The sequence below is a fragment of the Agromyces sp. NPDC055661 genome, assembly GCF_053618135.1.
Window position 1 is genome coordinate 332,444 of sequence record NZ_JBSHHC010000002.1, and the last position, 25,693, is coordinate 358,136.

Consider the following 25,693-nt stretch of genomic DNA (forward strand, 5'->3'; position numbering starts at 1 on the left):
CGATTTCGTGCAGGGGTGAATGCATGACTGTCTCCAGTTCGTTCACTCCGGCCCGAGTAGCTTGAGTATAGCAGATACATTCGAATGGTCGAGATGGCACATCGGCATTGAATCGAAGAGAGATACGAGTACTGGTCAATCGACGGCATCGTTCATCTGATGCGCCGAGCGATCAGTCCAGGGCATCGATCGGGCAACGTGCCAAGGCGATCGAGCGTCTCAGCCCTCAGCGTTGCGCGCTCAGCGTCGCGCGCCGCAGCTCACCCCACGTACCGCACGATGGTGCGCTCGAGCGTGGCCGTGACCGTCGCGAGCGACGCGAGGTCGACCCACTCGTCGGCCGCGTGCGCCCCGCCCCCGTCGACGCCGAACATCACCGTGTCGATGCCCGCCGCCGCGAGGAGGGCGCAGTCCGTCCAGAACGGTTCGCCGCGGCGTGCGGGCTCGCGGCCGGCCACGTCCGCGAAGCTCGCGGCGAGGGCGGCCGCCGCCTCGGATGCCGCGCCGGCCTCGAACGGACCGCGGTGCGTGGTGATCGCGAGGTCGGCGGCGAATGCGGCATCCGTACGCTCGAGCTCGTCGAGGATGCCCCGGAGCTCGCGCTCGAACGTCACGAGGTCCTCACCGGGAATCGTGCGCCGCTCGATCGTGACCACGCACGCGTCGGGGTAGCTCGACGGCTCGGCGCCGCCCACGATGGTGCCGGCGTGCACACTGCCGGTGCCGAGCAGCGGATGCCGCGGGCCGGCGGCCAGTCGGTCGGCCAGCTCGTCGATCGCGGTGAGCAGTCGCCCGGCCTTGGCGATCGCATCGACGCCGAGGTCGGGTCGTGACCCGTGCGCCGCACGCCCGTGGACGGTGACCGTCGCCCAGGCGAACCCGCGGTGCGAGATGACGAGGTCGAGCCCGGTCGGTTCGACCACGACGGCGCCGTCGGTGACGACGTGCGCGAGCACCTCCTCGGTGCCGAGGCTGGCGTGCTCCTCGTCCGCGACGAGGGCGAGCACGACGTCGCCGCGGTGCGAAGCGGCGTGCGCACGTGCGGCGGCGACCATCATCGCGGCGAGCCCCGACTTCATGTCGTACGCGCCGCGTCCGTGCAGGCTTCCGTCTCGCACCACGGGGTCGAGCCCGTCGCCGTCGTAGCTCGCGAGGGACACCGTGTCGAGGTGCCCGTTGAGCATGAGGCTGCGTCCGCCGCCCGTGCCCCGGGCGACCGCCACGATCGACGGCCGACCGTGCGTCGCCTCGAGCCGGCGGCACTCGAATCCGCGCGGGGTGAGCCACGCGACGACGGCATCGGCGATGCGCGCCTCACCGGCGCCCCCGGGCACGAGCGCCGGATTGACCGAGTCGATCGCGATGAGCTCGCGGAGCAGCTCGAGCTCCTCGGAGCCCGCCTCGGAGCCCCCGCTCGCTGCCTGGGCACCGCTCGGCGGCCCCCCGCTCATCGATGCTCCGGCAGCGGGTTCGCCTGCCGACCCTCGGTCGAGAGCAGCAGGACCGTGGCGTCCGCGCCCAGCGCCGAGCGGGCGCGATCGTCGGCGAGCAGACGACGCACACCCGCGAGTGTCGCCGCACCGCACGGACCCGAGTCGAGCCCGAGCGCCTCGAGGTCGTGGACCCCGCGGATCGCCTCCTCCTCGTCGACCGTGACGGCCGCGTCGAGGCCCGCCGCCAGCACCGGCCACGCGATCTCCGACGGCGTGCCGCAGTTGAGCCCCGACATGACCGTGTGACGCGTCGGCACGCTCACCGGCTCGCCGGCGTGCAGCGACGCGATGATCGGCTGGGCGGCGCTCGCCTCCACGCTCAGCACGATCGGCGCACCGGCACCGGCACCGGCACCGGCACCGGCACTGGCACCGGCACGGGCACCGCCCTCGGCAGCACCGGCACGGGCACCGCCCTCGGCACCACCCGCCCCGGCGCCCGCCGCCCCACCCGACCGGTGATGCCGCACCGCCGCCTGCGCGAGCGACCCGACCCCGACCGGCACCGCGACGAGATCAGCGCCCGCAACCCCGACCTGGCCGAGCTGCGCATCGGCCTCCTCGAACAGCGTCGAGTAGCCGTCGACGATCCACTGCGGCACCTCCTCGTAGCCCGGCCACGCCGTGTCCTGGATGAGCACGGCGTCGTCGCCGGCCGCCTCGGCGGCGCGCGTCGCGGCGGCGACCACGTCGTCGTACGGGATCGCGAGCTCGACGACCTCGGCGTCCTCGCCGGCGATCGCGTCCTTCGCCTCCGCCGTGAGCCCATCGGGGAACCAGATCTGCGCGGGGAGCCCCAGCAGTCGCGCCGTGTGCGCGACCGCACGCCCGTGGTTCCCGTCGGTCGCCGCGACGAGCCGCACCGGCGGCGCGTCGGCGAGAGCCGAGCGCAGCTCGTCGAGCGTGAGCGCCCGGTCGGGCGACCCGACCCGCGCCGAGAGCGCGCGGGCGATCGCGTAGGCGGCGCCGAGGATCTTGAAGGCGGGCAGGCCGAGGCGGGAGCTCTCGTCCTTCACGAACACGCGTCCGACGCCGAGCTCGGCTGCGACCTCGGGCACCTCGACCAGCGGCGTCGGGCGATAGCCGGGCAGGCTCCGATGGAATTCGACGACTCCGGTCGGCCGCTCGGCGCGCCATGCGCGAGCGGCGGGATTCCAGTACGTCGCGCTCATGCGTCGGCCTCCTCGGCGAGCCGCAGCAGCGTCGTGCCGAGCACGGCGATCCCGGCCGCGCAGTCCTCGGGCGTGGAGTACTCGCGCGGGTTGTGGCTGATGCCGTCGTACTGTCCGCGTACGAAGACCATGGCCGTGGGCGAGATGGCCGCGATCTCCTGGGCGTCGTGCCCGGCGCCCGACATGAGGCGCATGGTCGGCACGCCGAGGTCCGCCGCGGCACCGGCGATCGCATCCTGCACCGATCCGGCGAAGGGCACGGCGGTGGTCTTCGCCATGCGCTTCGCCTCCACGCGCAGACCGGGCTGCCGTTCGGCGAGCCCGTCGAGAAACCCGGCGAGGTCGGCCTCGGCCGTGGCCATGAGTGCATCGTCGGGGTTGCGGAGGTCGACGGTGAGCTCGGCGCGATCGGGCACGACGCTCGGCAGGCCGGGCGAGGTGCTGAGGTGTCCGACCGTGCCGCGCAGCCGGCCGTAGCGACCCGAATCGACCATCTCGCGCACGTGCACGACGACCTGCGCGGCCGCGAGTCCCGCGTCGACCCGCAGCTCGGTCGGGGTGGTGCCGGCGTGCGCCGCCCGGCCGTGGATCGTGACGCGCTGCCACGAGATCGCCTGCACGCCCGTGACGACGCCGACCGCGTACCCCTCCTGCGCGAGCACGGGACCCTGCTCGATGTGGCACTCCACGTAGGCGTGCGGCGGGTCGAGCCGCACGGGCCGGTCGCCGCGGAATCCGATGCGCACCAGTTCATCGCCGAAGCGCAGCCCCGCCGCGTCGACGAGGTCGTACGCGTACTCGAGCGTGAGCCGACCGGCGGCGACGGCCGAGCCCAGCATGTCCGTGCCGAACCGCACGCCCTCCTCCTCGGTGAACGCCGCGATCACGAGCGGCCGGCGGGTGGTGATGCCGGCCTCGTCGAGGCTGCGCACGACCTCGAGTGCACCGAGCACGCCGAGGCATCCGTCGAACGCACCCGCCGTCGCGACGCTGTCGATGTGGGACGCTGCCATCACTGGGGCGAGGCCGGGCTCGCGCCCCTCGCGGCGCCCGAAGATCGAGCCCATCTCGTCGACGGTCACCGCCAGTCCGGCCTCCTCCATCCAGCGGATGACCAGGCGCCGACCCTCGGCATCTTCGTCGGTCAGCGACCGGCGGTCGACGCCGACGAGGCCGGTCGCGGCATCCGTGTAGGCGCCGATGCGGGCGAGCTGCATGAGCGAGGCCCAGAGGCGGTCGGCGTCGACGGCGAGCGTGCCCGGCGGGCGAGTGGGGAGCAGGTCGGTCATGCCTCGACCATACGAAGGCGAGACTCATCGATCGATAGCATGAACGGCATCAGTATCGGTGAACCGGATCGAACGGTGCGGCATGTACGACCTCCATCGCCTCCGGCTCCTGCGGGAGCTCAAGCATCGCGGCACGCTCGCCGCGGTCGGCGAGGCCCTCGGGTACAGCCCGTCGGCGATCTCGCACCAGCTCTCGATCCTCGAGCGCGAGGTCGGGGTGCCGATCCTCGAGCCCGTGGGCCGGAGAGTGCGGTTGACGGATGCCGCGGAGCTCCTCGTGTCGCACACCGAGCGCGTGCTCGTCGAGCTCGAGCAGGCCGAGGCCGGCATCGCCGCGAGGCGCACGGATGTCGCGGGCCGCGTGCGCATCGCCGCGTTCCAGTCGGCCGCCCACACGCTGATCCCCGCGGCGCTCGACCGGCTCGCCGCCGACCACCCCAACGTCGAGGTCTCGTTCCTGCACGTCCACGCGGAGCACGGGCTCCCCGCGCTGCTCGCGCGCGACGTCGACCTCGTGCTGTACGAGCAGTACCCGGGCGCACCCGTGGCGCCGATCACGAACATCCGGACCGAGCACCTCCTCGACGACCCGATGCTCGTCGCGACGCCGCACGCGAGGGGCGCGGCAGCGGTGGCCGACCTGTCCGATGCGCGGTGGGCGATGGAACCGCCCGGCACCCGTTCGCGCGAGTGGGCGGTCGCGGCCTGCCGCTCGGCGGGGTTCGAGCCCGATGTCGCCTTCGAGTCGACGGACGTGCTCCTCCACGCCCGCCTCGTCGCGCACGGTCGCGCGGTCGCGTTCCTTCCCGCGCTCATCGCGGCCGAGGCATCCGAGTGCGCCCTCGAGCCCAGCGGAAGCGCGCGGACCATCCGGGTCGCGCTGCGCACCGGCAGCGAGGCCAACCCGGCCATCGCCGCCGCGCGGACGGCGCTGCGGAGGTCGGGCGTGGCTGCACGCCTGAGTTCAGCGGACGAGCTCAGCGAGCGCGCTCGGGTCCGCTGACGCTCCCGTCCACGCTGGTCACGGTCGTGAGCAGGAACACGGCGTCCTCGAGCGCGAGCACCGCGTGTCGATGATGGGTCAGCACCTCGATGCGGCCGTCGCGGATGTCGGTGACGTCCTGGCCGGTCACGCGCACGCTGCCCACGAGCACCTGCAGGCTCGCGGCGGCGGGGGAGTTGTGCTCGGCGAGCTCGACCCCGTCGCGCAGGGCGATGATCGTCTGGCGCATCGGGCCGTCGCGCAGGATGAGCTCGGCACTGCGGCCGTGCTCGTCCGCGAGCGCGGCATCGAGGTGGCGTTGGGCGAGAACGGTGAGATCGGCCACGGCAGTCCTCCGTCGGAAGCGGCTGCCTCCAGTATGCCAAGCGGGGGTCGGCAGGTGGAGTGTCGGCAGGTCAGTCGGCGATGATCGTCCCGCCGTCTGCTCCCATTCATGCAGAGTCCGGCGTCGGCAGGTCAGTCGGCGATGATCGTCCCGCCGTCGATGACGATGTTCTGACCGTTGACGAAGGCGCCGGCGGATGACGCGAGCCAGACGACCGCGCCGGCGACCTCCTCGACTCGGCCGAACCGACGCAGCGGCGTGCGCTCGCGCCGCACGGTCGCGAGCGACGGATCCTCGGTGATCGGGCGGGCGAAGTCCGTCTCGATGACGCCGGGGGAGATCGCGTTCGCACGCACGCCGTGCGGGCCCCACTGCACGGCGAGGTTCCTGGCGAGCTGCGCGTTCGCGGCCTTCGTCATGCCGTAGCCCGACAGCACCCGGTTGCCGCGGAGCCCGGCGATGCTCGACATCACGAGGAACGCACCGCCGCCGGACTCGGCGATGACCGGCACGGCGGCATTCGCGAGCGCGGCGACCGAGCGCACGTGCAGCGCGTACATCCGGTCGAGGGCGTCGAGGTCGGCCGGTCCCGGCTCGTCGAGCGCGGCGCCCGCGTTCGCGACCACGGTGTCGAGGCGGCCCCAGCGGTCGAGGGCCGCGGCGACGATCGCCTCCGCGGCGCCGTCAGCCGTGACATCCGTGCCGAGGCCGTGCACCTCGAACCCCTGGACGCGCATGGCGGCGGCCACGCCCTCGGGGTCGCTCGCAGGCAGCCCGACGAGCAGCACCCGGGCGCCGGCGGCGGCGAGCGCCTCCGCGGCGGCGCGGCCGATGCCGGAGGAGCCGCCGGTCACGATCGCGACCTGTCCGGCGCACGAGAACAGTCGCGCGGGCGCGAGGTCCGGGCGCTCGGCGTCGTCGGTGTCGGTCATCGGCGTCTCCTGCTCCTCGTCGAGTTCCTCACGTCAGCGCACGGACGGTCGCGGCCCTCGGTCATCGTGATCGGTGATGCACGGCATCACGGCGCCGGGGGCACGACACCATGGAACCGGACCGTTCGGAGCGGAAGGGGTCGCCGATGGAGGCGCATGCAGGACGCCGATACGTCGTCACGGGAGCGGCGTCGGGGATCGGGGCCGCGACCGTGACCGCGCTCACCGAGGCCGGGGCCCGGGTGGTCGCCGTCGACCTCGCGTGGGACGACCTCGCCGGCGGCGGCGACCGCGTGGAGCGGGTGGCGCTCGACGTCGCCGATCGGGAGCAGTGGGCCGAGCTCGCCGCGCGACTCGAGGATGCGAGCGCGGCAGACGCCGCCTCCGGCCCGGCCGGAACGGTCGGCGACGACGATGTCCGCCTCGACGGCCTCGTGAACGCCGCCGGCATCACGCGCCGCGCGCGCCTCGACGACGTGACGGCCGACGACTTCGAGCAGGCGTTCGCGGTGAACGCGATCGGTCCGGCGCTCGGCATGCAGGTGCTCGCACCGCTCATGCCGGCCGGCGGCTCCGTCGTGAACGTCGGGTCGGCCGCCGGCACGATGGCGCACTACGGCATCGCGTACGGCGCGAGCAAGTGGGCGCTCCGCGGCATCACGAAGACCGCGGCGATGGAGCTCGGGCCCCGCGGCATCCGCGTCAACCTCGTGAGCCCCGGGTTCATCGAGACGCCCATGACCGCGAGCGCACCCGACGACTTCCGCACCGTGAACCTCGAGGCCACGCCGCTCGGGCGGACGGGCGGCGCCGAGGAGGTCGCCGCCGTCATCGCGCACCTGCTGTCGCCGGATGCCTCCTACGTCACGGGCACCGAGATCGCCGTCGACGGCGGGCTCACGGGCCATGGCGGCGGGTTGCCGATCGCGCGGTCGATGGGGTCTGCGCATCCACGACGCTGATGGACTCCATCATCGATCGGCCCTTCACTGATACCCGGCCACGCGCTTGACTGGATGACACGCACGGCACCGACGCGTGCGTGAATGGAGATCCACCCGTGACATCGTCGTCCGACGGCCTGACCGCCCCCTTCGCCCTGGTCCGCTTCCGCGCGGGCGACGCCGAGCCCGCGCTCGGCCTCGTCGCGGGCGACCGGGTGCGCGCGATCGGCCCCGACGAGCTGGGTTCCCCCGACCTCAATGCCTTCCTCGCCGAGGCGCCCGCCTCGTGGGAGCGACTCCGTGCCGTCGCCGACCAGGCGGATGCCTCGTGGCCGTCGCTCGCCGACGTGACGCTCACCGCGCCGGTCACCCCGCGGCAGGTGCTGCAGACGGGGGCGAACTACCGCACCCACGTCATCGACCTCGTCGCCGCCGGCCGTGCGAAGAACGACCCGCGCCCCATCGAGGAGCTGCGCGCCTGGGCCGCCGACATGATGAACACCCGTGCTCGCGAGGGCATCCCGTACTTCTTCATCGGCCTCCCAGCTGCGGTCGTCGGCGACGACGTCGACCTCGTGCTGCCGTCGTACAGCGACCAGCACGACTGGGAGCTCGAGCTCGCCGTCGTCATCGGCCGGGAGGCGTACCGCGTCGACCGCGAGCACGCCATGGACCACGTCGCCGGCTACACGATCGTCAACGACGTCACGACGCGCGACCTCGTGTTCCGCGAGGACATGAAGGAGATCGGCACCGACTGGTACCGCGGCAAGAACGCGCCGGGCTTCCTGCCGACGGGCCCGTTCCTCGTGCCCGCGCCGTTCGTCGCGGAGCCCGGGAACCTGCATCTCCAGCTCACGCTCAACGGCGACACCATGCAGGACGCGACCACCTCCGACCTGCTCTTCGACCTCCCCGCGCTCATCGCGGGGGCCTCGCAGAACATGCCGTTGCTGCCCGGCGACCTGCTGCTCACCGGAAGCCCCGCCGGCAACGGCATCGTGCACGGCCGGATGCTGCGCGACGGCGACGTCATGGTCGGCGCGATCGAGGGGCTCGGCGCGCAGACGGTGCGCGCGGTGGCGGAGGCTGGATCGTGAACGCCCCCACCGAGGACCCGCGCGCGCTCGACCGCACCGACCCCGCCCGGCACATCGCGGAGGCGGCCGAGGCGTACCGCAACTGGGGTCGCTGGGGCGACGACGACGCGCTCGGCACGCTGAACTTCATCGGCGAGGCCGAGCGGGCGCACGCCGCCACGCTCGTGCACCGCGGAGCGAGCTTCTCGCTCGCCCAGCCCTTCGACATGAACGGTCCGCAGCAGGGCTGGCGCCGCCGCACCAACCCGGTGCACACCATGCTCGACACGGGCACGGATGCCGCGGCCGGAACCCAGGGCTTCCCGCACGGCCTCGGCGGAGCCGACGACGTCATCGCCATGCCATTGCAGTGCTCCACGCAGTGGGACGGGCTCGGGCACATCTTCGACCACGGCGTCGCGTGGAACGGCCGCCCGGCCGGCTCGGTCGTGACGAGCGACGGCGACCTCGTCACGGGCATCGAGCACGCGGCATCCGCCATCACCGGACGCGGCGTGCTGCTCGACGTGGGCCGGTACCTGCGGCCCGAGGCGAGTGAGGACGGCCCGGCGGGCGAGCTGCCCGACGGCTACGCCATCACGACCGCCGACCTCGAGGCGTGCATCGCGGCCCAGGGCGCGACGAGCGCCGTCGGTCGCGGCGACCTCGTGCTCGTGCGCACCGGCCGCTACGCCCGAGCGCTGCGCGAGGGCTGGAACGGCTACGCCGGCGGCCCCAGCGCGGGGCTGAGCTTCACGACGGCGGGCTGGCTGCACCGCACCGAGATCGCCGCGATCGCGACCGACACGTGGGGTTTCGAGGTGCGTCCCAACGAGTTCGACGACGCGTTCCAGCCGCTGCACCAGGTCGTGATCCCGAACCTCGGCCTCACGATCGGCGAGATGTGGGACCTCGAGGCGCTCGCCGCCGACTGCGCCGCCGACGGATGCTACGAGTTCCTGCTCGTGGCGCCGCCGCTGCCGATCACCGGGGCCGTCGGCTCGCCGGTCAACCCCATCGCCCTGAAGTAGTTCCCGAACCACTGGCACGAATCCAACGGAGGATCCCCTGATGTCCGCAGTCTCCCGCGTCGCGATCGTCGGTTCCGGCGTCGCCGGCACCGCCGCCGCCATCCTGCTCGCCGAGGGCGGCGTCGAGGTCGACGTCTTCGAGCGAAAGCCCGACCTGTCGGCCCTCGGCTCCGGCATCACGCTCCAGGGGAACGCGCTGCGCGTGTTCGACCGCCTCGGCGTGTGGGAGCAGGTGAAGGCGGCCGGCTACTCGTTCGACCAGACCGGGTTGCGCGCCCCGGGGCCCGACGCGCCGTTCATCGCGCAGATCCCCGATGCGCGCACGGGCGGTCCCGAGTACCCGGCGGTCGCGGGCATGTACCGCCCCGACCTCGCCCGGATCCTCGCCGATCGCGCGACCGCGCTCGGCGCCCGCATCCACTACGGCACCACCGTGACGACCTTCACGCAGGACGACGACGGCGTCGACGTGACGATCTCCGACGGCTCGACCGGCCGGTACGACCTGCTCATCGGCGCCGACGGCCTGAACTCCGACATCCGGAAGCAGCTCGGCATCGAGGTCGAGCCCGAGCGCACGGGCATGGGCATCTGGCGAGCCTTCGTGCCACGCCCGGAGGACGTCACGCAGACCGACCTCTACTACGGGGGTCCCGTGTACATCGCCGGATACACCCCTACGAGCGACGAGATGATGTACGCCTTCCTGGTCGAGCCCGCCCAGGACCGCCGCCTGAACTCGCCCGCGGAGGGCGTGCAGATCATGAAGGAGCTGTCGCAGGCGTACGGCGGTCCGTGGAACGAGATCCGCGAGTCGCTCGGCGACGCGTCGCGGGTGAACTACACGTGGTTCACGCAGCACGTCGTGCCCGACGCGTGGAATCGTGGCCGAGCCGTCATCATCGGCGAGGCGGCGCACAGCTGCCCGCCCACCATCGCCCAGGGGGCCGCGCAGGCCGCGGAGGACGCGCTCGTGCTCTCCGAGCTGCTGCTCGAGCGCGATGCCGTCGACCAGGCGCTGTGGGACGAGTTCCACGCACGGCGCCTGCCGCGCGCGACCGAGGTCGTCGAGGCATCCGTGCAGCTCGGCCAGTGGCAGATCGACCACGTGCAGGACGCCGACGTGCCCGGCCTGATGCGCCGCATCGCGATCCTCGTGAGCGAGCCCGCATGAGCGCCGCAGCGTCGTTCCAGCGCGAGACCCCCGTCGTCGACGTGCACGCGCACCTGCTCCTGCCCGCGCTGCAGCAGGCCGTCGCCGGTCGCGATCCCGATGGGTTCGCCGCTGCGCAGGCGCTCGAAGCGCGCCGCAACGGCCCCGAGAGCCTCGCCGCGTCGGGGCGCATGATCCAGGAGCGCATCCCGCTGCTCACCTCGCTCGACGCGCGGCTCGCCGAGATGGACCGGCAGGGCGTCGACGTGCAGGTCGTGTCGCCGTCGCCGAGCCACTACTACCCGTGGGCGGGCGAGGAGCTCGCCGCGTGGGCCGCGCGCGAGGCCAACCGCGCCATCGCCGAGCACGTCGCGGAAGCGCCCGAGCGTCTGCGCGGCCTGGGCCTCGTGCCGCTGCAGCATCCGCAGCTCGTCGTCGACGCGCTCGAAGACGCCGTCGTCGGTCACGGACTCGCGGGCGTCGAGCTCTCGTCGTTCGCCGGCGACGTGGAGCTCTCGGACGAGCGGCTGGAGCCGTTCTGGGCTCGCGCCGTCGAGCTCGACGCGGTCGTCTTCCTGCACCCGTTCGGCTGCAGCCTCGACGAGCGCCTCGACCGCTACTACCTCTCGAACACGGTCGGACAGCCCGTCGAGAACGCGGTCGCGCTCTCGCACCTCATCTTCTCGGGCGTGCTCGACCGGCATCCCGACCTCACGCTCGTGGCCGCGCACGGCGGCGGCTACCTGCCCACCTTCCTCGGTCGCAGCGACCATGCGTGGCACGTTCGCCCCGAGGCGCACGGATGCCGCGAGCTCCCGTCGTCGTACCTGCGACGCCTGCGCTTCGACTCGCTCGTGCACGCACCGGGCGCGCTGCGCGCCCTCGTGGACGCCGCCGGCGCCGACCGCGTGCTGCTCGGCACGGACTACCCGTTCGACATGGGCGTCGACGACCCCGTGGAGCGCGTGCGCGAGGCGGGGCTCGACGCGGACGCCGAGGCGGCGATCCTCGGGGCGAACGCCGCCGAGCTCGCGGCGCTGCGGGTGCCCGTCGGGAGCCGCGCATGAGGTTCGCGCGCTGGCGTGAGGCGGGCACCTCGGTTCGTGACGGCGTCGTCGCGTCCGTCGACGGGGTCGACCGGCTCGTCGCGTTCGACGACGGCACGACCGTGCGCGACCTCACGCGGGCCGGGCTGCCCGCCGCGCTCGAACGCGGGCGGGCCGCGATCGACGCGGCCGCGGCATCCGGAGTGCTCGACCGCGCGCCCTCGCCCGCCGACGTCGCGCTGCTGCCGCCCGTCGAGCCCGCGAGCGTGCGCGACTTCGTGGCGTTCGAGGAGCACGTCGAGGGTGTCGTGAAGTCGGTCGGCGGGGGAGCGGTGGTCGACGCCGAGTGGTACGACGCGCCCACGTTCTACTTCACGAACCCGCACACGCTCGTCGGCAGCGGCGCGACCGTGCGTCCGCCCGCGACCGAGCGGCTCGACTTCGAGCTCGAGGTCGCCGTGGTGATCGGCGCCGTCGACGGACGCGAGGGTCGCGACCTCTCGGCCGCGGAGGCGGGCGACCACGTGTTCGGCTACGCGATCTTCAACGACTGGTCGGCGCGCGACATCCAGGCGCGCGAGATGAAGGTGCGGCTGGGCCCGTGCAAGGGCAAGGACTTCGCATCCACCCTCGGACCCTGGATCGTGACCGCCGACGAGTTCGCCGGACGGCTCGACGACGAGGGGTTTCTGCCCATCGGCATGGAGGTGCTCGTGAACGGCGAGCGCATCGGCGTCGACCTGCTCTCGAACATGGGCTGGCCGTTCGCCGAGCTCGTCGCGTACGCGTCGCGCGACTCGGTCGTGGTGCCCGGCGACGTGCTCGGTTCGGGCACGGCCGGCAACGGCGGATGCCTCGGTGAGCTGTGGGGCCGACGGGGCGAGCTGTCGCCGCGACCGCTGCGCGAGGGCGACGAGGTCGTCATGCGCGTGGAGGGAATCGGCGAGATCCGGAACGTCGTCGGAGCGGCAGCGCCCGTTCCCGAGCTCTCGCGCGCGCGGGCCCGGCCACGGAACCGGCCGGCGGTCGTCTAGACGCGCTCAGGCGGCGGCGTCGTGCAGGCCGCTCGCCGCCTCGACCGCGAGCGTGCGCAGCCACTCGTGCTCGGGGTCGCGGCGGTGCACCGGATGCCACCACATCGCGTTGTGGATCGGCGTCGCGTCGAACGGCGGTTCGAGCACGCGCACCCCACCGAGGCTGCGGGCGTAGTCGGCGAGTCCGGCCTGCAGCAGCCCGAGCCGATCGGTGCCGGCGATGAAGAGCGGCATCGCCAGGAAGCTCTCGACGACGGTCTCGACGCGCGGCTCGATGCCGAGCTGTTGGATCTGCCGGGTCGCCGACGTGAACGCCGACCGCGAGAGGTAGGTGAAGACCCAGGGCAGCCGGCCGACGTCCTCGAGGGTGACCTGGTCGGCGACCGCCTCGTTCTCCTCGGCGGCGATCACGACCCAGGTGTCGGTCCAGAGGTCGGTGAACGGCAGGTCGGTGAGGAACCCGTGCGGCATGAGCAGCGCGTCGGCGCCGCGGAGGCGATTGACGGCCTCGTCGACGATCTGCGGGTTGTGCATCATGAAGCGGAACCGCACGCCGGGGGCGCGCTCCGCCGCCAGGGCGGCGATGCGTCGACCGGTCGTCGAGACGCTGTAGTCGGAGCCGTAGATCGCGAACTCGCGCGTCGACTGGCTCGGGTCCCACTCGGCCTGGCTGTCGAACACCCGCTGCGCGGCGTCGAGTGCCGCCGCCGTGTGCTCGGAGAGCCGGGACGCGAGCGGCGTGAGCTCGTAGGTGTTGCCGGTGCGCGCGAGGATCGGATCGTTGAAGTGGGTGCGCAGCCGTGCGAGCGACGCGCTGAGCGCGGGCTGGCTGAGGTGCAGCCGCTCGGCCGCACGCGTCACGCTGCGTTCGGTGAGGAGCGCGTCGAGCGACACGAGCAGGTTGAGGTCGAGCCGGGAGAGCGAGGACTTGTCGGACACGCCGTTGTGTTCCTTCGATGAGGGCTGGGATGCCAGTCTATCAGCGGGATCGATCCCGACCCTAGTGTCATCGCGGTGAGTGATGCGCGATCGAGACCTCAGGTACTCCGACGTACGCGACGAATGCGCTCCGACGCATCAACAGTCAAGCGGTGCTTGACCGTGCCGGGAGAGCGTCGCCCTGATCCGCTGAGCGGCCTCGAACGGAGGCTGCGCGTCGGGGAACGAGACCGCGTTCGCTGCGTCCATGTCCGCCGATTCGGCCACTTGGCCCCAGCTCTCCGCAAGTCGGGCCGACGTCTCACCCAGAAACTGGATGTCCTGCTCGATCTCCACGGGCCACGAGTGATCGAGGAAGACGTCTGCCGCAGCATCGAACGCGCTCGATGCCCGCGCGGCTACGGGAACCAGGCGCGCGAAGTCATTCGCGTCGACCGCGTCGAACAGCTCCTCGCGAGCGGCGTTCGTCGGGCATACGGCCTCGGCATACAACGAATTGGCCGTCGTCCACTGCTCGTCGCCCGCTGATGGAGCAGAGGATGTCGTCGAGAAGGAGACGTAGAACGAGGTCGGTGTGCAGGTGTAGGTCGCAGAGCCGATCGTGTGGATCCCATCGCCCAGTCGCGCACAGGTCTGCGCGGCACCCACGAGTGTCGATACGGCGAAGCTCGTCACCACAATCGTGATGACCACGCCGATCGAGGAGATCACGGTGCCCGCCAGGGCGAACCGATTCCTGAAACCAGCCCGCTTCGAACGGACCAAGGCGATGATGCTGATCGTCAGTCCTGCGAGGTTCAGGAATGCGAAGAACGAGAGGACGAACCCGATGATCCCGAGCACGCGGTACGGATCACGAGCGGGCTCGGAGGCAGCGGGAATCGACGGGGGTGCAGGGACCGTGGGGCTCGACCCGGTCGACTGCTGAGTCTGCGACATTCGCCAAACATATCCAGTCCCAGGTCGCCGTCTCGACACCGGTCGGTCGACGTCGCGGCGTCGGTACCGCACACTTGATGCATGTGGGGATTCCTCAAGGCGATCAAGCGCAAGGAGCACCGTGTCGCCCCGACGACCTGGGCCGCCGCGATCGCCGCCGTCGTCTACACGTTCGCACCGATCGACCTGATCCCTGAACTCGTGCTCGGCCCGTTGGGGCTGGCCGACGACATCGGGCTGTGGAGCGTCTTCGCCGTGCTCTTCCTCCGGGAGCAGCAGCGGTGGCGGGCCGGCCTCGCGTCGGAGTAGGCATCCGAGGCGCGGAGGTGGTGGCTATCCAGCGTCCTCCTGCGAGGATGCATCATCCAGGGCGGCTTGGATCTCCCGGATGATCGATCCGAGGACGCCCGAGGCGAGCAGCCCGGCGCCGAGCGGCCCAGCGGCGTCCTCACCGACGGGAGGCAGCTGTCGAAGGGCCGACCTCGTACGGTCGGTCATGTGCCGGAGCTGCCATGCGATCTCGTCCTGGAGTGCCTCGGGCCTGTCCGGAGCGGCCAGCCCGGCCGCGTTCGCGGCGTAGGCGGCTGCGCCGAGTGCGTGCGCGCCCATGTGCGCGACGCCGGCTGCCTGGGCAGCGGCCCGAGCGGCAGCCACCGCCGCCGGAGAGCTCACGGCGCGCGCCGCCCGACCGGCGACGAACCGGCGGCGAATCTCGCCGGCCGTGTCGAGCTCACCGCGAGCGAACCCCCGAGCTCGAGCGATCGCATCACGGGGTCGACCATCCTCCGGCGCCTCCGACTCGAACACGACCAGGACCCGCTCCGCGCAGTCGGCCGCCCACGCGGCGACCTCACGGCGATCCGATTCGCTCAGCGACTGCGAGGAGGGCATACCAGCAGCCTCGCACGCTCAGCGGGCGCGTGTGTGCAGTCGCATCCGCGCGGCGAAGTCGCCCAGCAGGAGGCGCGTGCGAGCGTCGAGACCCGGATCCGCCTCACGCGCGCGCCAGCCCCTCGGCCAGCGCGTCGCGGGCGAGGGCGAGGTGTCGGCGGGTCATGTCGCCCGCGTCGTCATCGAGCCACTCGTGGCCGCCCCACTCGCTCGCGAGCGTGCCGGCGAAGGCGCCGTCCGCCAGGAGCTCGCCGAGGTCGCGGATGGGCGCGGAGACCCGGCCGTCGGCGTCCTCGAGGTCCCAGAACTTGAGGTGGAATCCGGAGACGAGCGGCAGCACGTCGTGCAGCACCGCGGCGTCCGAACGGCCGAACCGCACGAGCATGTCCATGTACAGCGTGTGCGCCTGGGGCGGCACCTCGCCGGCGCGGAGCGCGGCGACCACGACCTCTGCGGTGGCCGGATCGCGCCACTCCGCGGCGATCCGCTCGAGCAGCGTCGGCGAGACGCCTGCGGCGGCGAGCGCCTCGACGTAGGTCACGGGGAGCGCGGGCATGAGCATGCTGAGGTCGATGAGCACGCGCACGTGCGGATCGTCGAGCACGGCGATCGCCTCGAACGCCGCGGCGGTGCCGGGATCCGAGGGCGTCTGCCGGCCCTGCGCCTCCTCGAAGAGCACGAGGTCGAGCTCGTGCAGCACCGGCAGGAGTCGCGCCAGCAACGCCGGGCCCGCCTGGCCGATCGGCAGCCGAACGCCGGTCGCACCGAGCCGGCTCGCGGCGCGCAGCTGCGGCACGAGGAACGCGAACCGCTCGTCGTCGTCGCGACGCCGACGCTCGGGCAGCGCCCAGTCGTCGATGCTCGCCCCGACGATGCTGACCCGGCCGCCCGCCTCCTCGAGGTCGCGCTGGAGCGCATCCACCTCGCCGTCGTCGGGATCGGGGAACGTGCGCCAGGCCTGGCCGGCCTCGAGCTCGATGACCGGCGCGACGCCGTCGCGCACGATGTCCACCGCGATGTCGGTGGCCGGACGCTCGGCGCGCACGACGTCGGGCGTCCAGTTGAATGCGCTCGCCGTCAGCGTCCAGGTGTCGGGCAGTCGGGGCATGGTGGTCTCCGGGGTGCCGGTCCGGCGGGTGGTCGACGCGCCGGCGCTCATGCGACGTCCCGTCCGGCGAAGGCGCCGGCCGCGGCATCCGCGGTCAGCGTGCGCTCGGTGCGGAACGGCAGCTCGAGCGGCCCGTCGGGGCCCGCCTGCAGGTACGGGACGGCGAGCCGGAACGACACCGCGACCTCGTGCGGCCCCTCGTCGAGCGGGCGGTCGCCCTCGACGACGAGGCGGTCCTGCACGTACCACCAGCCCGCGACGTCGGCCGTGTCGGTCACGAGCCGGTCGCCGATGCGGAGTCGGATGCCGCGGACAGGCATACCGTCGACGGCGACCTCGAGGTCGGACAGGCTCGCGAGCGGCAGCGAACGGATCCACGGCAGGCCCACGCGCAGCGCGAAGCCGTCGGGCGTGCGGGTGAGCGCGTCGTCGCGCAGCGCGGAGAGGCTCACGATCGCCTACTTCTGCGCCGCGGGCTCGCCGGCGGCCACCCACTCGTCGAACATGGTGCGCACCATCGGCTCGAGCGTCGTCGGCCACCAGTCGCCGCCCTCCACCGCCTCGCCGAGGTCGTCTGGGGTGGGGATCGTCACCCGGCCGGTCGCCGCCCACTCGGCGCTGCGCGGGAACAGGGCGCGGAAGGCCGGGTGGCCGATGGCCGCGACGTTGTGGCCGATGCCGATCGACACGGCACGGCCGGCGCCGTACTCGACGGTCCAGGCGACCGGATGCTCCTCGCCCATGCCGGGGAGTGCGCGCCACTGGGACGGCACCTGCGTGTAGCGCAGGGGGTTGTCCCAGCCGGTGAGGAGGACGGTCTTCCGGACGCCTTCGGGCCACTCGAGGCCGACGTAGAGGTCGTCGCCGTAGTGCGGGAACTCGGCCGGCCAGCCCGCCGTGATCGGATGCTCCTCGGCCGTGTGCAGCAGGAAGTCGTTGTTCGGGGCGCGGCGCGAGGTGGTCTCGCGCATGACGCCGCCGAGGAGGCGCTCGTACTCGGGGTCCCAGCCGACGCCGCCCGCGAGCGTCGGGTGGTAGGCGATGAAGCCCTTGCCGCTCGCCACGAAGTCGAAGAGCGCCCGCTCGGCCTCGGGGCCGAAGCGCTCCTCGGGCACGTCACGCCACGGGTCCTGCCGCCCGTAGTAGTTCACGATGACGAGGTCGTACGGCTCGAGCGTGGCGGCGGACGCGCCGCGGAACTCCTCGGTGACGCGCACGTCGAAGCGGCCGGTGCCCTCGAGCAGCTGCGTGAGGGCCGGCGTGGTCGCTCGCCAATCGTGGTGGACGTCCGTCATCCCGGTGATGATGAGCGTCCGGATCTTCGACTCGGGCATGGCACTCCTTCGTGTCTCGGCGAGCGTCGGCTCACTTGAGACGAAAAGGTACACCCTTATGTCTAAAAAAGGAAGAAGCCGGTCAGGATGCCGCCATCACCTCGGTGATCGTCGGCCGGCCGTCGGCGAACCAGCGCGGGAACGTCGCGTCGAACAGCTGCTCGCGCACCATCTCGGCTCCACCGCGCAAGGGCTCCTTCTCGTCGCCGAGCGATCGCACGATCTGGAGGTCGCGCGTCGCGAGGGGGAGCGAGAGCTCGTAGACGCGCTGGCGGACCTCGGCGAGGAACACCTCGCCGGCCGACGAGACGGCACCGCCGACCACGATCACGCCGGGGTTGAACATGTTGACGAGCGCCGCGATCGACTCGCCCACCAGTCGCGCTGAGCGCTGGATGAGCGAGATCGCCAGGGCGTCGCCGTCCATCGCCGACACGGCGATGGCCTCAGGCGTGATCGGCGCACCGCCGTCGACGAGGCGTGCGAGCGCGCCGCCGCCGCCCTCGGCGACCGCGAGCTCCGCATCGCGCACGAGCGCCCAGCCGCCAGCCTCGGCCTCGAGGCATCCGATCTTGCCGCAGCGGCACTGGGCGTCGGAGTCGCGCACCCGGACGTGCCCGATGTCGCCCGCCGCGCCGTTCGCTCCGCGGTGGATGCGCCCGCGCGAGAGCAGTCCCGCGCCGATGCCGCTGCCCACCTTGCAGAAGATGAGGTCGAGCGTGTCCTCGTCGCGTCGTGCGCGCTCGCTGAAGACGAGCAGGTTGACGTCGTTGTCGACCCAGGTCGGGGCGTCGAAGCGCTGCTCGAAGCGGCGGCGCACGTCGAAGCCGTTCCAGCCGGGCATGATCGGCGGTGCGACCGGGCGGCCGCTCTCGAAGTCGACTGGCCCGGGGATACCCACCGCGACGCCCCACACCGGCACGTCGGGGTGACGGGCGAGGATGCCGTCGAGCATCTCGAGCGCCTGCTCGATGGTCTCGGCGGGGCCCTTCGCGATGTCCCACTGCTCGTGGCTGTGGTCGATGATGTCGCCGTCGAGCGAGGCGATGCCTACGCGGATGTGGAGTGCGCCGAGCGCGCACACCACGATGCGGCCCTGCTCGGACCGGAAGCGCAGCGTACGGGGTGCGCGACCGCCCGACGAGGGTCCGAACTCGCCGTCGGCGAGGAAGCCCATGTCGATGGCCTGGTCGACGCGCTGCGTGACCACGCCGCGGCCGAGGCCGGTGACGCGCCCGATCTCGGGTCGGGTGGTGGCCTCGCCGGTGCGGACGAGGTTCACGATGCGCAGCAGGCTCGTGACCTCGTCGGTCTGGGCGCCGAAACGGAGAGTCGACTCACGGGTCATGCACAAGATTCTGACACAACTGATGTCACTCAGCGTCGATTTCGACTCGACTATGGACATTCGGACCGGGACCTTTTGTATAGTCGAGGCGGAAGTCGACGACGATGAGGGCGGGAGTGCGCGCATGACGTGGGGTGTCGGAGTGATCGGTGCCGGTCCGGGCGTGGCCGCGCTGCACCTGCCGACCCTCGAGCGCCTGCGCGGGCAGTTCAGTGTCGTGCACATCGCCGACAACGGCGGCGGACGTGCCGCCGAGCTCGCCGCCCGGGTCGGCGCGACCGCCTCGCAGGGCACGGCGGAGCTCCTCGCGGATCCGGCCGTCGACGTCGTCGCCATCTGCAGCCCGCCCGGCGAGCACGCCCGGCAGATCCGCGAGGCCATCGCGGCGGGCAAGCGCGCCATCCTCTGCGAGAAGCCGCTCGCGACCAGCGAGGCCGAGGCCGAAGAGGTCGTCGACGCCTGTCGTCGCGTCGGCGTCGTGCTGCTCGTCGCCACGAACCACCTGTACGACGAGGCATGGGACCGCGCGAAGCGCCACCTCGTCGCCCTGCAGTCGGAGGTCCGCTCGATCTCCGCCACCGTCGCGCTGCCGCCGAACGGCCGCTTCCACGAGCTCGTGACCGAGTTCGCGGCCGTGCCCGCGGCGCCCGGAGCCGGCGGCGGGCGCGGCGCGCCCGACCTCGCCGACCCGGAGGTCGCGGCATCCGTCGTGCGCCAGCTGGTCGTCGGGCTGGCCGTGCACGACCTGCCCGCGGTGCGCGACCTGGCGCCCGACTTCGAGGGCGTCGACTTCGCCGCGGCGCTCCCGCCGATCGGGTACACGGTCGGCTTCCGGTCGAGCGGCATCCCCGTGCTGCTCACGGCCGTCATGCTGCCCGATGGCCCCGACCCGGTGTGGCGGCTCTCGATCGCGACCGCGATCGACCGCGTCGACGTCGACTTCCCGCCCGCCTTCGTGCACGCGGGCAGCGCCGTGGTGCACGTGCGCGGCGGCGACGTGCGCGAGACCAGCTACCGGCGCGACGCCGAGGACGGGTACGTCCGCGAATGGCGCGCCCTGGCCGCCCTGCTCGACGGGACGGCGACGACGGAGTACCACGAGATCCTCGACGACGCGCGGTTCGCGATCGTCCTCGCCGACGCGGCGGCCGACGCCGTGCGCCGGGGGGCGGCGGCATGAGCGGCGCCGGTCCGGTTCCCGTCGTCACCGGACTCGAGGCCTACCGGGTTGCGGTCGCCGGGCTGCCGATGCGAGCGCGGCTCGCGACCGACGCCGATGCCGACGCCGTGGCCGGCGCGATCGTGGTCGTCGACGGCGCAGGCAGCTGGTGGGATGCCGCGGCGACGGCGGTCGACGCAGGAGCCCGTGCCGTGCTCGTGTCCGAGCCTCGCGTGGCGCCGGTCGAATCGGCGACGAAGCTGCTGGAACGGTCGACGGTGCCGATCGTGGTGCACCGCGCGCGTCTCCGCCAGGACCTCGTCGCGCAGGCGGCCGCCGCGCGCGACGGCGTCCCGCCCCGGATCGTGGTCGCCGAGGCCCGCGGGTCCAACGCCGCGCTGCACGCGATCGTGCGCGACGCGGTCGGCTGGATCCGAGCGCTCGGCGACGGACGCCTCGCGGTCGCGTCGGCGGCCGCCACCTCGCGCGGCGGCGCGGCGATGCTGCGGTCCAGCGACGACGGGCGGGTGGTCGGGTCGCTGATCCTCGCCGCGTCCGAGCCGCGGGGCGAGCTGCTGCGCGTCCGTGCCCTCGGCGAGACCGCGACGGAGGTCGAGATCGACGAGGGAATGGGGCGCTGGGAGGTCGCGACGAGCACCATCGCGGGCCGCACCATCGCGCCCACCCGGTTCGAGGAGGGGGAGCGGGCGGCGCTGCGTCGGGCCGTCGACGCGGTGGCGTCAAGAGTGACCCGCCTTCCCGACCTCGAGGACCTGCTGCACGACGCGGCGGCGGCGGAGACGATCGCACCGTTCGTCCCGGAATCGTCGCTCTTTGGTTGAAATCAGACGAAAGATCGTCTAGAATCGACGTGACGTCGGGATCCAGTCGGATCCGATCCTCACCGTGACGCTGCGGAGGAGGGCACAACCGGTCGCGTCGACGGCCCGATCGTTCGGGCGATCAACGAATGTCCCTTTCTCCGCTGAGGCTCCGCCTCCTCGTCGCGTCGCTGCTGACCGTGTCCATCCTCGGTGCGCTCGACCACACCATCGTCGCGACCTCGCTCGCGACCGTCGCCGGCGAGCTCGGTGCGCTCGAGCAGATGGGCTGGGTCGTCGTCGGCTACACGCTCGCGAGCACCGTGCTGCTGCCCGTGCTCGGCAAGGTCGGCGACCTCGTCGGCCCGCGCCTCGTGTTCCTGGCGTCGCTCGTCGTCTTCCTCGTCGCGTCGCTCGCCTGCGGCTTCGCGCAGGACATGACGCAGCTCGTCATCGCCCGCGTCGCGCAGGGCATGAGCTCCGCCGGCCTGCACCTCATGTCGCAGACGATCGTCGCGCACGTGACGACCCCCCGCGACCGCCCCAAGTACATGAGCATCATCGGCGCCGCGTTCCCGATCGCGATCCTCGTCGGCCCGGTGCTCGGCGGCGCCATCACCGACTTCTGGGGCTGGCCGTGGGTGTTCTGGATCAACCTGCCGTTCGGCCTCGCGGCGCTCGTGCTCGCGGCCTTCGCGATCCCGCACATCGAGCCCGGCGGGCGCCGCCGCTTCGACGTCGCCGGTTCCGTCGTCTTCACGCTCGCGTTCGTCGCGCTCGTACTCGCGGTCTCGTGGATCGGCGATCCCGCCGCCGTCACCGCCGCGCTCGTGGCCTTCGTGCTCGCCGCCATCGGATTCGCCGCGTTCTTCGCCATCGAGCTGCGCGTGCCCGAGCCGATCGTGCCGCTCAAATGGTTCGCCGATCGCACGGTCGCAGCCGGCGTCGCGCTCTCGGCGATCATCGGCATCGGCCTGTTCTCGGTCACGGCCTACCTGCCGACCTACTTCCAGATGGCCTACCGCACCACGGCCACGGTGTCGGGCCTCGTGCCGATCGCGACGGTGTTCGGCATGCTCGTGTCGAATCTCGCGACCGGCTGGCTCGTCAGCCGCACCGGCCACTACCGCGCCTACCCGATCGCCGGCACCGCACTCGGGGCCGCCGGCCTGCTCACGATGGCGCTGCTGCCGGTCGGCACGCCGCTCTGGGTGCCGATGGCGGTGATGGCGGTCGTCGGCATCGGCACCGGCGCCTTCATGAGCCTCGTGGTCGCCGTCGTGCAGGGCGCCGTCCCGCGCAGCGAGACCGGCACGATCACGGCCACCGTGAACCTCGTGCGCCAGTTCGGCTCGACCGTGGCGACGGCCGTCATCGGCGGCGTGATCGGCGTCGGCGTCGCCGCGGCCCTGCCCGCCGGCCTCGACGCCTCGACGCTCACCCCCCAGCTCGTGCAGCAGACGACGCCGACGGTGCAGGCCGAGGTCGCGCAGCTCTACGGCGGGCTGTTCGTGCCCGTCTTCCTGGCCCTCGCCGTCACCTACGCCCTCGGCATCGTGGCCGCCGTGCTGCTGCCCGCCGGGCAGTTGTCCGACGAGCTCGAGCCGGCCGCCGAGCCGACCGAGCCCACGACCGACCCCGCATCCGAACCGCTCACCGCCTGAGCCCGCACGACCTCGAAGAGGAGATCCACATGTCGCACCACCCCACGATCGCCGTCGTCGGCAGCGGGCCCATCGGCTCCGCCTACGCCCGGCTGCTGCTCGAGGGCCTGCCCGATGCCCGCGTCATCATGCTCGAGGCCGGGCCCCAGCTCACCGACATCCCCGGCGAGAGCGTTCGCAACATCGCCGACCCGACCGAGAAGGCGCGCGCCCGTGAGCGGTCGCAGGGCCCGCAGGCGGGGGAGTTCCGCGAGTCGCTCGGCATCCCCGGCGGCACGGTCGTCGAGGGCATGTTCACGGCACGACAGGGCACGCACCTGTTCGACTTCGGCGGCGACGGCTCGGCGCACGCGCCGACGTTCCCCGCCGCCGCCGCCGCGACGAACGTCGGCGGCCAGGGCGCGCACTGGACCTGCGCCATCCCGCGGCCGGCCTTCAGCGAGAAGGTCCCGTTCATCGCCGACGACGAGTGGGACGACCTCATCGCCACGGCCGAGGGGCTGCTGCACGCGCAGAGCGCCGCGTTCGCGGACTCGGCGGTCGGCGGCGGCATCCGCTCGCTGCTCGAGGAGGAGTTCGCGGGCGAGCTGCCCCAGGGCTACGGCCCCGGCACCTTGCCCGTCGCCGGCGACCCGCAGCCCGACGGCTCGATGCGCTGGGCCGGCGCCGACGTCGTGCTCGGGCCGCTGATCGAGGCGGGCGACCCGCTGTCCGAGCGGTTCGAACTGCGCGACCTCACGCTCGTGCGTCGCGTCGAGCACGACGGCGACCACGTGACCGGCGTCACGGTCGAGGACCTGCGCACGCAGGAGACCAACTTCGTGCCCGCCGACCTCGTCGTGGTCGCCGCCGACGCGTTCCGCTCGCCGCAGCTGCTGTGGGCCTCGGGCATCCGTCCGACCGCGCTCGGGCACTACCTGACCGAGCACCCCGTCGTCATCTCCACGGTGGCCCTCGATGCCGAGAAGATCGGCCGCTTCGCGACCGAGGACCAGCTCGACGAGGAGCTCGCACGCCGGGCGTCGAACCCGGCCGACCCCGTCGCGGCCGTGAACCGCATCCCGTTCTCGGAGCCGGGGCATCCGTTCTCGCTGCAGGTCATGTACTCCGAGAACACGCCCTTCCCGATGCCCGACGACGCGCCGCACGCGAAGAACCGCTGGGGCTACGTGAACATGGGCTACGGCATGCGCAAGTTCCCGCGCTACGAGGACGCCGTCACCTTCGACGACGCCGAGCTCGACTATCGCGGGTTCCCGAACATGACGATCACGTACGAGCTCACCCCCACCGAGCTCGAGGAGATCGAGGCCGCGACCGGGCGGCTGCGGCGCGCGGGCGGCGCGCTCGGCGTGTTCGTCGCCGAGCCGCGGCTCATGCCGAACGGCTCGAGCCTGCACTACCAGGGCACCATGCGCATGGGCGACGCCGACGACGGCACCTCGGTCGCCGACCCGTGGTCGCGCGTCTGGGGCTACGACAACCTCGTCGTCGGCGGCAACGCCCTCATCCCCACGGCCACCGCGATGAACCCGACGCTCATGAGCGTCGCGATCGCCGTGCGCGGTGCCCGCAAGGCGGTCGAGCAGCTTCGAGCGGATGCCGCGGCATCCGTCACGGCCTGACACCCATCACCCACCGAACCCAGAGAGAGCGAGCGAAGGTGCTTCTCGAGCGAGACCTCCTCCAGTCCACCGGCTTCCGCAACGTCCGCGAGGGCGGACGCGTGACCGGCTTCCAGTTCCGCGTGCGGATGCCCTCCTACCGGGGCATGGCCGCGTCCCTCATCGACGGCATCGCCGTGCGCGTCGGCGACCTCGTCGATGTGGGTCCCGACGTGCCCCTGTGGACGTTCGGCGGCCGCACGTACACGCTCCCCGAGCTCTGGGACGGTGACGGGGTGCGCTGGCCGCTCGAGGATGCGGCGATCGTCACGGTTCCGCTCGAGGGCGGGCTGCCGGACGGCATCCACGAGGTGTCGATCGAGCTGCGCCTCCGCATGTCGTACATCCCCGAGGAGCACCAGCCGAGCACCTACCGGGTCACGCGCCAGATCACGCTCTCGCCCGAGGCCGACGGCGGGCCGTTCCGATACGGCGTCTCGCTCTACAGCTACATGACCGACTACGGCACGGTGCTCGACCTCGAGACGGCGCTCGCCCACGTGGCCGACGTCGGCGCGACCGGCGTCGAGATCCTCGGCGAGGGTCACATCGCGGGCTACCCCGAGCCCACGGCCGAGTGGATCGACCGCTGGTTCGCGCTCCTCGACCGGTACGGGCTCGAGCCGACGAACTACGGCTCGTGGATCGACACGCGCCTCCACTCGAGCGGATCGAACGCGCGACGGCTCACCGTCGAGGAGGGCGCGGGCATGCTGCAGCGCGACCTGCGCCTCGCGAAGCGCCTCGGCTTCCGCTTCGTCCGGCCCAAGATCGGCGTCGTCTCGAGCGACCTCGTGCCCGACCCCATCTGGACCGAGTCCGTCGAGCGCTCGCTCGACCTCGCCGCCGAGCTCGACGTCGTCATCTGCCCCGAGATCCACTCGCCGACGCCGATCAAGCACCCGGTCGTCGACGACTACGTCGACCTCATCGAGCGCACCGGCACGAAGCACTTCGGCCTGCTGCTCGACACCGGCATCTTCCAGGACCGCCCGATCCCGCTGCGGCCCGGCGAGCTGCCGGGGCAGCGCCCGGCGTTCCTCGACGGCATCGGCGTGGACCCCGCCGACATCGCCGGCATCGCGAAGTACGTCGTGTTCATCCAGGCGAAGTTCCACGACATCGACAAGCACCTCGAGGACCAGCAGATCCCCTGGGAGCCCGTGCTCCGCGCGCTGAAGGACGCCGGCTACACCGGCTACCTCTCCAGCGAGTACGAGGGCGAGCGCACCCCGTGGCGCTCGATCGAGCAGGTCCGCCGCCAGCACTCCCTCATCCGCCGCGTCGTCGCCGGCCTCTGAGCCGCGGCATCCGCATCGAACGCA

At 72.5% G+C, this 25,693-nt stretch carries 25 protein-coding genes; 13 read left to right on the plus strand and 12 right to left on the minus strand.

Annotation, left to right across the window (positions count from 1 at the left end; genetic code table 11):
- Nucleotides 1-260: 260 nt before the first annotated feature.
- Genes ACWGO8_RS15125 through ACWGO8_RS15135 form a run of 3 tightly spaced genes read right to left on the minus strand, consistent with a single transcriptional unit; the run spans nt 261 to nt 3,954 of the window.
- Nucleotides 261-1,451: an ArgE/DapE family deacylase gene (locus ACWGO8_RS15125; RefSeq protein WP_452043854.1), complete on the minus strand. Its 1,191-nt coding sequence runs from the start codon at nt 1,449-1,451 to the stop codon at nt 261-263.
- Nucleotides 1,448-2,665, minus strand: coding sequence for a pyridoxal-phosphate dependent enzyme (locus ACWGO8_RS15130; RefSeq protein ID WP_452043855.1), 1,218 nt, complete (start codon nt 2,663-2,665; stop codon nt 1,448-1,450). Before ACWGO8_RS15130 ends, ACWGO8_RS15125 begins: the two co-directional genes overlap by 4 nt.
- Nucleotides 2,662-3,954 carry a hydantoinase/carbamoylase family amidase gene (locus ACWGO8_RS15135; protein WP_452043856.1) on the minus strand — a complete coding sequence of 431 codons (1,293 nt, stop codon included), beginning with the start codon at nt 3,952-3,954 and terminating at the stop codon, nt 2,662-2,664. Before ACWGO8_RS15135 ends, ACWGO8_RS15130 begins: the two co-directional genes overlap by 4 nt.
- An 82-nt stretch (nt 3,955-4,036) precedes the next feature.
- Between ACWGO8_RS15135 and ACWGO8_RS15140 the strand changes: the two genes are divergently transcribed.
- A complete protein-coding gene (locus tag ACWGO8_RS15140; RefSeq protein WP_452043857.1) occupies nt 4,037-4,957 on the plus strand; it encodes a LysR substrate-binding domain-containing protein in 921 nt (306 codons plus the stop codon).
- On the opposite strand, the gene ACWGO8_RS15145 is transcribed toward ACWGO8_RS15140, so the two are convergent.
- A complete protein-coding gene (locus ACWGO8_RS15145; RefSeq protein ID WP_452043858.1) occupies nt 4,932-5,282 on the minus strand; it encodes a cupin in 351 nt (116 codons plus the stop codon). The two genes, ACWGO8_RS15140 and ACWGO8_RS15145, sit on opposite strands and share 26 nt — an antisense overlap.
- Nucleotides 5,283-5,413: 131 nt before the next feature.
- Entirely contained in the window at nt 5,414-6,214 is an 801-nt protein-coding gene (locus ACWGO8_RS15150; protein WP_452043859.1) for an SDR family NAD(P)-dependent oxidoreductase, read from the minus strand.
- Nucleotides 6,215-6,360: 146 nt separating this feature from the next.
- Here ACWGO8_RS15150 and ACWGO8_RS15155 point away from each other — a divergent pair, with 146 nt between their 5' ends.
- The 6 genes from ACWGO8_RS15155 to ACWGO8_RS15180 all read left to right on the plus strand — a co-directional run bounded on the left by ACWGO8_RS15155 (nt 6,361) and on the right by ACWGO8_RS15180 (nt 12,501).
- Complete coding sequence (locus tag ACWGO8_RS15155; protein ID WP_452043860.1) at nt 6,361-7,176, plus strand: SDR family NAD(P)-dependent oxidoreductase; 816 nt, start codon at nt 6,361-6,363, stop codon at nt 7,174-7,176.
- Between the two features lie 98 nt (nt 7,177-7,274).
- Complete coding sequence (locus ACWGO8_RS15160; RefSeq protein ID WP_452043861.1) at nt 7,275-8,258, plus strand: fumarylacetoacetate hydrolase family protein; 984 nt, start codon at nt 7,275-7,277, stop codon at nt 8,256-8,258.
- Nucleotides 8,255-9,268 (plus strand): cyclase family protein, encoded by a 1,014-nt coding sequence (locus ACWGO8_RS15165; RefSeq protein WP_452043862.1) that lies wholly within the window; start codon nt 8,255-8,257, stop codon nt 9,266-9,268. The genes ACWGO8_RS15160 and ACWGO8_RS15165 overlap by 4 nt, the downstream gene beginning before the upstream one ends.
- Nucleotides 9,269-9,308: 40 nt before the next feature.
- Nucleotides 9,309-10,442, plus strand: a complete 1,134-nt coding sequence (locus ACWGO8_RS15170) for an FAD-dependent oxidoreductase (RefSeq protein ID WP_452043863.1) — start codon at nt 9,309-9,311, stop codon at nt 10,440-10,442.
- Entirely contained in the window at nt 10,439-11,488 is a 1,050-nt protein-coding gene (locus ACWGO8_RS15175) for an amidohydrolase family protein (protein WP_452043864.1), read from the plus strand. Before ACWGO8_RS15170 ends, ACWGO8_RS15175 begins: the two co-directional genes overlap by 4 nt.
- Complete coding sequence (locus ACWGO8_RS15180; RefSeq protein ID WP_452043865.1) at nt 11,485-12,501, plus strand: fumarylacetoacetate hydrolase family protein; 1,017 nt, start codon at nt 11,485-11,487, stop codon at nt 12,499-12,501. Before ACWGO8_RS15175 ends, ACWGO8_RS15180 begins: the two co-directional genes overlap by 4 nt.
- Nucleotides 12,502-12,507: 6 nt before the next feature.
- Here ACWGO8_RS15180 and ACWGO8_RS15185 read toward each other — a convergent pair whose 3' ends face one another.
- Both ACWGO8_RS15185 and ACWGO8_RS15190 read right to left on the minus strand, forming a co-directional pair.
- Nucleotides 12,508-13,440 (minus strand): LysR family transcriptional regulator, encoded by a 933-nt coding sequence (locus ACWGO8_RS15185; RefSeq protein WP_452043866.1) that lies wholly within the window; start codon nt 13,438-13,440, stop codon nt 12,508-12,510.
- A 138-nt stretch (nt 13,441-13,578) separates the two neighbouring features.
- Complete coding sequence (locus ACWGO8_RS15190; RefSeq protein ID WP_452043867.1) at nt 13,579-14,283, minus strand: hypothetical protein; 705 nt, start codon at nt 14,281-14,283, stop codon at nt 13,579-13,581.
- A 177-nt stretch (nt 14,284-14,460) separates the two neighbouring features.
- Between ACWGO8_RS15190 and ACWGO8_RS15195 the strand changes: the two genes are divergently transcribed.
- Nucleotides 14,461-14,688: a YkvA family protein gene (locus ACWGO8_RS15195; RefSeq protein WP_452043868.1), complete on the plus strand. Its 228-nt coding sequence runs from the start codon at nt 14,461-14,463 to the stop codon at nt 14,686-14,688.
- A gap of 24 nt (nt 14,689-14,712) precedes the next feature.
- Here ACWGO8_RS15195 and ACWGO8_RS15200 read toward each other — a convergent pair whose 3' ends face one another.
- The 5 genes from ACWGO8_RS15200 to ACWGO8_RS15220 form a co-directional block, all read right to left on the minus strand.
- Complete coding sequence (locus ACWGO8_RS15200; RefSeq protein ID WP_452043869.1) at nt 14,713-15,270, minus strand: putative immunity protein; 558 nt, start codon at nt 15,268-15,270, stop codon at nt 14,713-14,715.
- 103 nt (nt 15,271-15,373) lie between these two features.
- Entirely contained in the window at nt 15,374-16,378 is a 1,005-nt protein-coding gene (locus ACWGO8_RS15205) for a restriction endonuclease subunit R (RefSeq protein ID WP_452043870.1), read from the minus strand.
- A 47-nt stretch (nt 16,379-16,425) separates the two neighbouring features.
- A complete protein-coding gene (locus ACWGO8_RS15210) occupies nt 16,426-16,830 on the minus strand; it encodes a hypothetical protein (protein WP_452043871.1) in 405 nt (134 codons plus the stop codon).
- Nucleotides 16,831-16,836: 6 nt separating this feature from the next.
- Nucleotides 16,837-17,712: a ThuA domain-containing protein gene (locus ACWGO8_RS15215; protein ID WP_452043872.1), complete on the minus strand. Its 876-nt coding sequence runs from the start codon at nt 17,710-17,712 to the stop codon at nt 16,837-16,839.
- An 82-nt stretch (nt 17,713-17,794) separates the two neighbouring features.
- Nucleotides 17,795-19,060 carry an ROK family protein gene (locus ACWGO8_RS15220; protein ID WP_452043873.1) on the minus strand — a complete coding sequence of 422 codons (1,266 nt, stop codon included), beginning with the start codon at nt 19,058-19,060 and terminating at the stop codon, nt 17,795-17,797.
- A 52-nt stretch (nt 19,061-19,112) separates the two neighbouring features.
- On the opposite strand from ACWGO8_RS15220, the gene ACWGO8_RS15225 reads away from it, so the two are divergent.
- From ACWGO8_RS15225 to ACWGO8_RS15245, 5 genes are all read left to right on the plus strand, one after another.
- A complete protein-coding gene (locus ACWGO8_RS15225; protein ID WP_452043874.1) occupies nt 19,113-20,240 on the plus strand; it encodes a Gfo/Idh/MocA family protein in 1,128 nt (375 codons plus the stop codon).
- Nucleotides 20,237-21,061, plus strand: coding sequence for a hypothetical protein (locus ACWGO8_RS15230; RefSeq protein ID WP_452043875.1), 825 nt, complete (start codon nt 20,237-20,239; stop codon nt 21,059-21,061). Before ACWGO8_RS15225 ends, ACWGO8_RS15230 begins: the two co-directional genes overlap by 4 nt.
- Nucleotides 21,062-21,189: 128 nt before the next feature.
- Entirely contained in the window at nt 21,190-22,704 is a 1,515-nt protein-coding gene (locus ACWGO8_RS15235) for an MDR family MFS transporter (protein WP_452043876.1), read from the plus strand.
- Nucleotides 22,705-22,733: 29 nt separating this feature from the next.
- Nucleotides 22,734-24,329, plus strand: coding sequence for a GMC oxidoreductase (locus tag ACWGO8_RS15240; RefSeq protein WP_452043877.1), 1,596 nt, complete (start codon nt 22,734-22,736; stop codon nt 24,327-24,329).
- A gap of 38 nt (nt 24,330-24,367) precedes the next feature.
- Nucleotides 24,368-25,669: a C-glycoside deglycosidase beta subunit domain-containing protein gene (locus tag ACWGO8_RS15245; RefSeq protein WP_452043878.1), complete on the plus strand. Its 1,302-nt coding sequence runs from the start codon at nt 24,368-24,370 to the stop codon at nt 25,667-25,669.
- Nucleotides 25,670-25,693: the final 24 nt, after the last annotated feature.

Coding starts and splice junctions, on each gene's coding strand:
- ACWGO8_RS15225 (WP_452043874.1), top strand. CDS start 19,113: ATGGACATTCGGACCGGGACCTTTTGTATAGTCGAGGCGGAAGTCGAC.
- ACWGO8_RS15155 (WP_452043860.1), top strand. CDS start 6,361: ATGGAGGCGCATGCAGGACGCCGATACGTCGTCACGGGAGCGGCGTCG.
- ACWGO8_RS15180 (WP_452043865.1), top strand. CDS start 11,485: ATGAGGTTCGCGCGCTGGCGTGAGGCGGGCACCTCGGTTCGTGACGGC.
- ACWGO8_RS15235 (WP_452043876.1), top strand. CDS start 21,190: ATGTCCCTTTCTCCGCTGAGGCTCCGCCTCCTCGTCGCGTCGCTGCTG.
- ACWGO8_RS15220 (WP_452043873.1), bottom strand. CDS start 19,060: ATGACCCGTGAGTCGACTCTCCGTTTCGGCGCCCAGACCGACGAGGTC.
- ACWGO8_RS15135 (WP_452043856.1), bottom strand. CDS start 3,954: ATGACCGACCTGCTCCCCACTCGCCCGCCGGGCACGCTCGCCGTCGAC.
- ACWGO8_RS15195 (WP_452043868.1), top strand. CDS start 14,461: ATGTGGGGATTCCTCAAGGCGATCAAGCGCAAGGAGCACCGTGTCGCC.
- ACWGO8_RS15175 (WP_452043864.1), top strand. CDS start 10,439: ATGAGCGCCGCAGCGTCGTTCCAGCGCGAGACCCCCGTCGTCGACGTG.
- ACWGO8_RS15240 (WP_452043877.1), top strand. CDS start 22,734: ATGTCGCACCACCCCACGATCGCCGTCGTCGGCAGCGGGCCCATCGGC.
- ACWGO8_RS15140 (WP_452043857.1), top strand. CDS start 4,037: ATGTACGACCTCCATCGCCTCCGGCTCCTGCGGGAGCTCAAGCATCGC.
- ACWGO8_RS15150 (WP_452043859.1), bottom strand. CDS start 6,214: ATGACCGACACCGACGACGCCGAGCGCCCGGACCTCGCGCCCGCGCGA.
- ACWGO8_RS15215 (WP_452043872.1), bottom strand. CDS start 17,712: ATGCCCGAGTCGAAGATCCGGACGCTCATCATCACCGGGATGACGGAC.
- ACWGO8_RS15200 (WP_452043869.1), bottom strand. CDS start 15,270: ATGCCCTCCTCGCAGTCGCTGAGCGAATCGGATCGCCGTGAGGTCGCC.
- ACWGO8_RS15125 (WP_452043854.1), bottom strand. CDS start 1,451: ATGAGCGGGGGGCCGCCGAGCGGTGCCCAGGCAGCGAGCGGGGGCTCC.
- ACWGO8_RS15130 (WP_452043855.1), bottom strand. CDS start 2,665: ATGAGCGCGACGTACTGGAATCCCGCCGCTCGCGCATGGCGCGCCGAG.
- ACWGO8_RS15170 (WP_452043863.1), top strand. CDS start 9,309: ATGTCCGCAGTCTCCCGCGTCGCGATCGTCGGTTCCGGCGTCGCCGGC.
- ACWGO8_RS15230 (WP_452043875.1), top strand. CDS start 20,237: ATGAGCGGCGCCGGTCCGGTTCCCGTCGTCACCGGACTCGAGGCCTAC.
- ACWGO8_RS15205 (WP_452043870.1), bottom strand. CDS start 16,378: ATGCCCCGACTGCCCGACACCTGGACGCTGACGGCGAGCGCATTCAAC.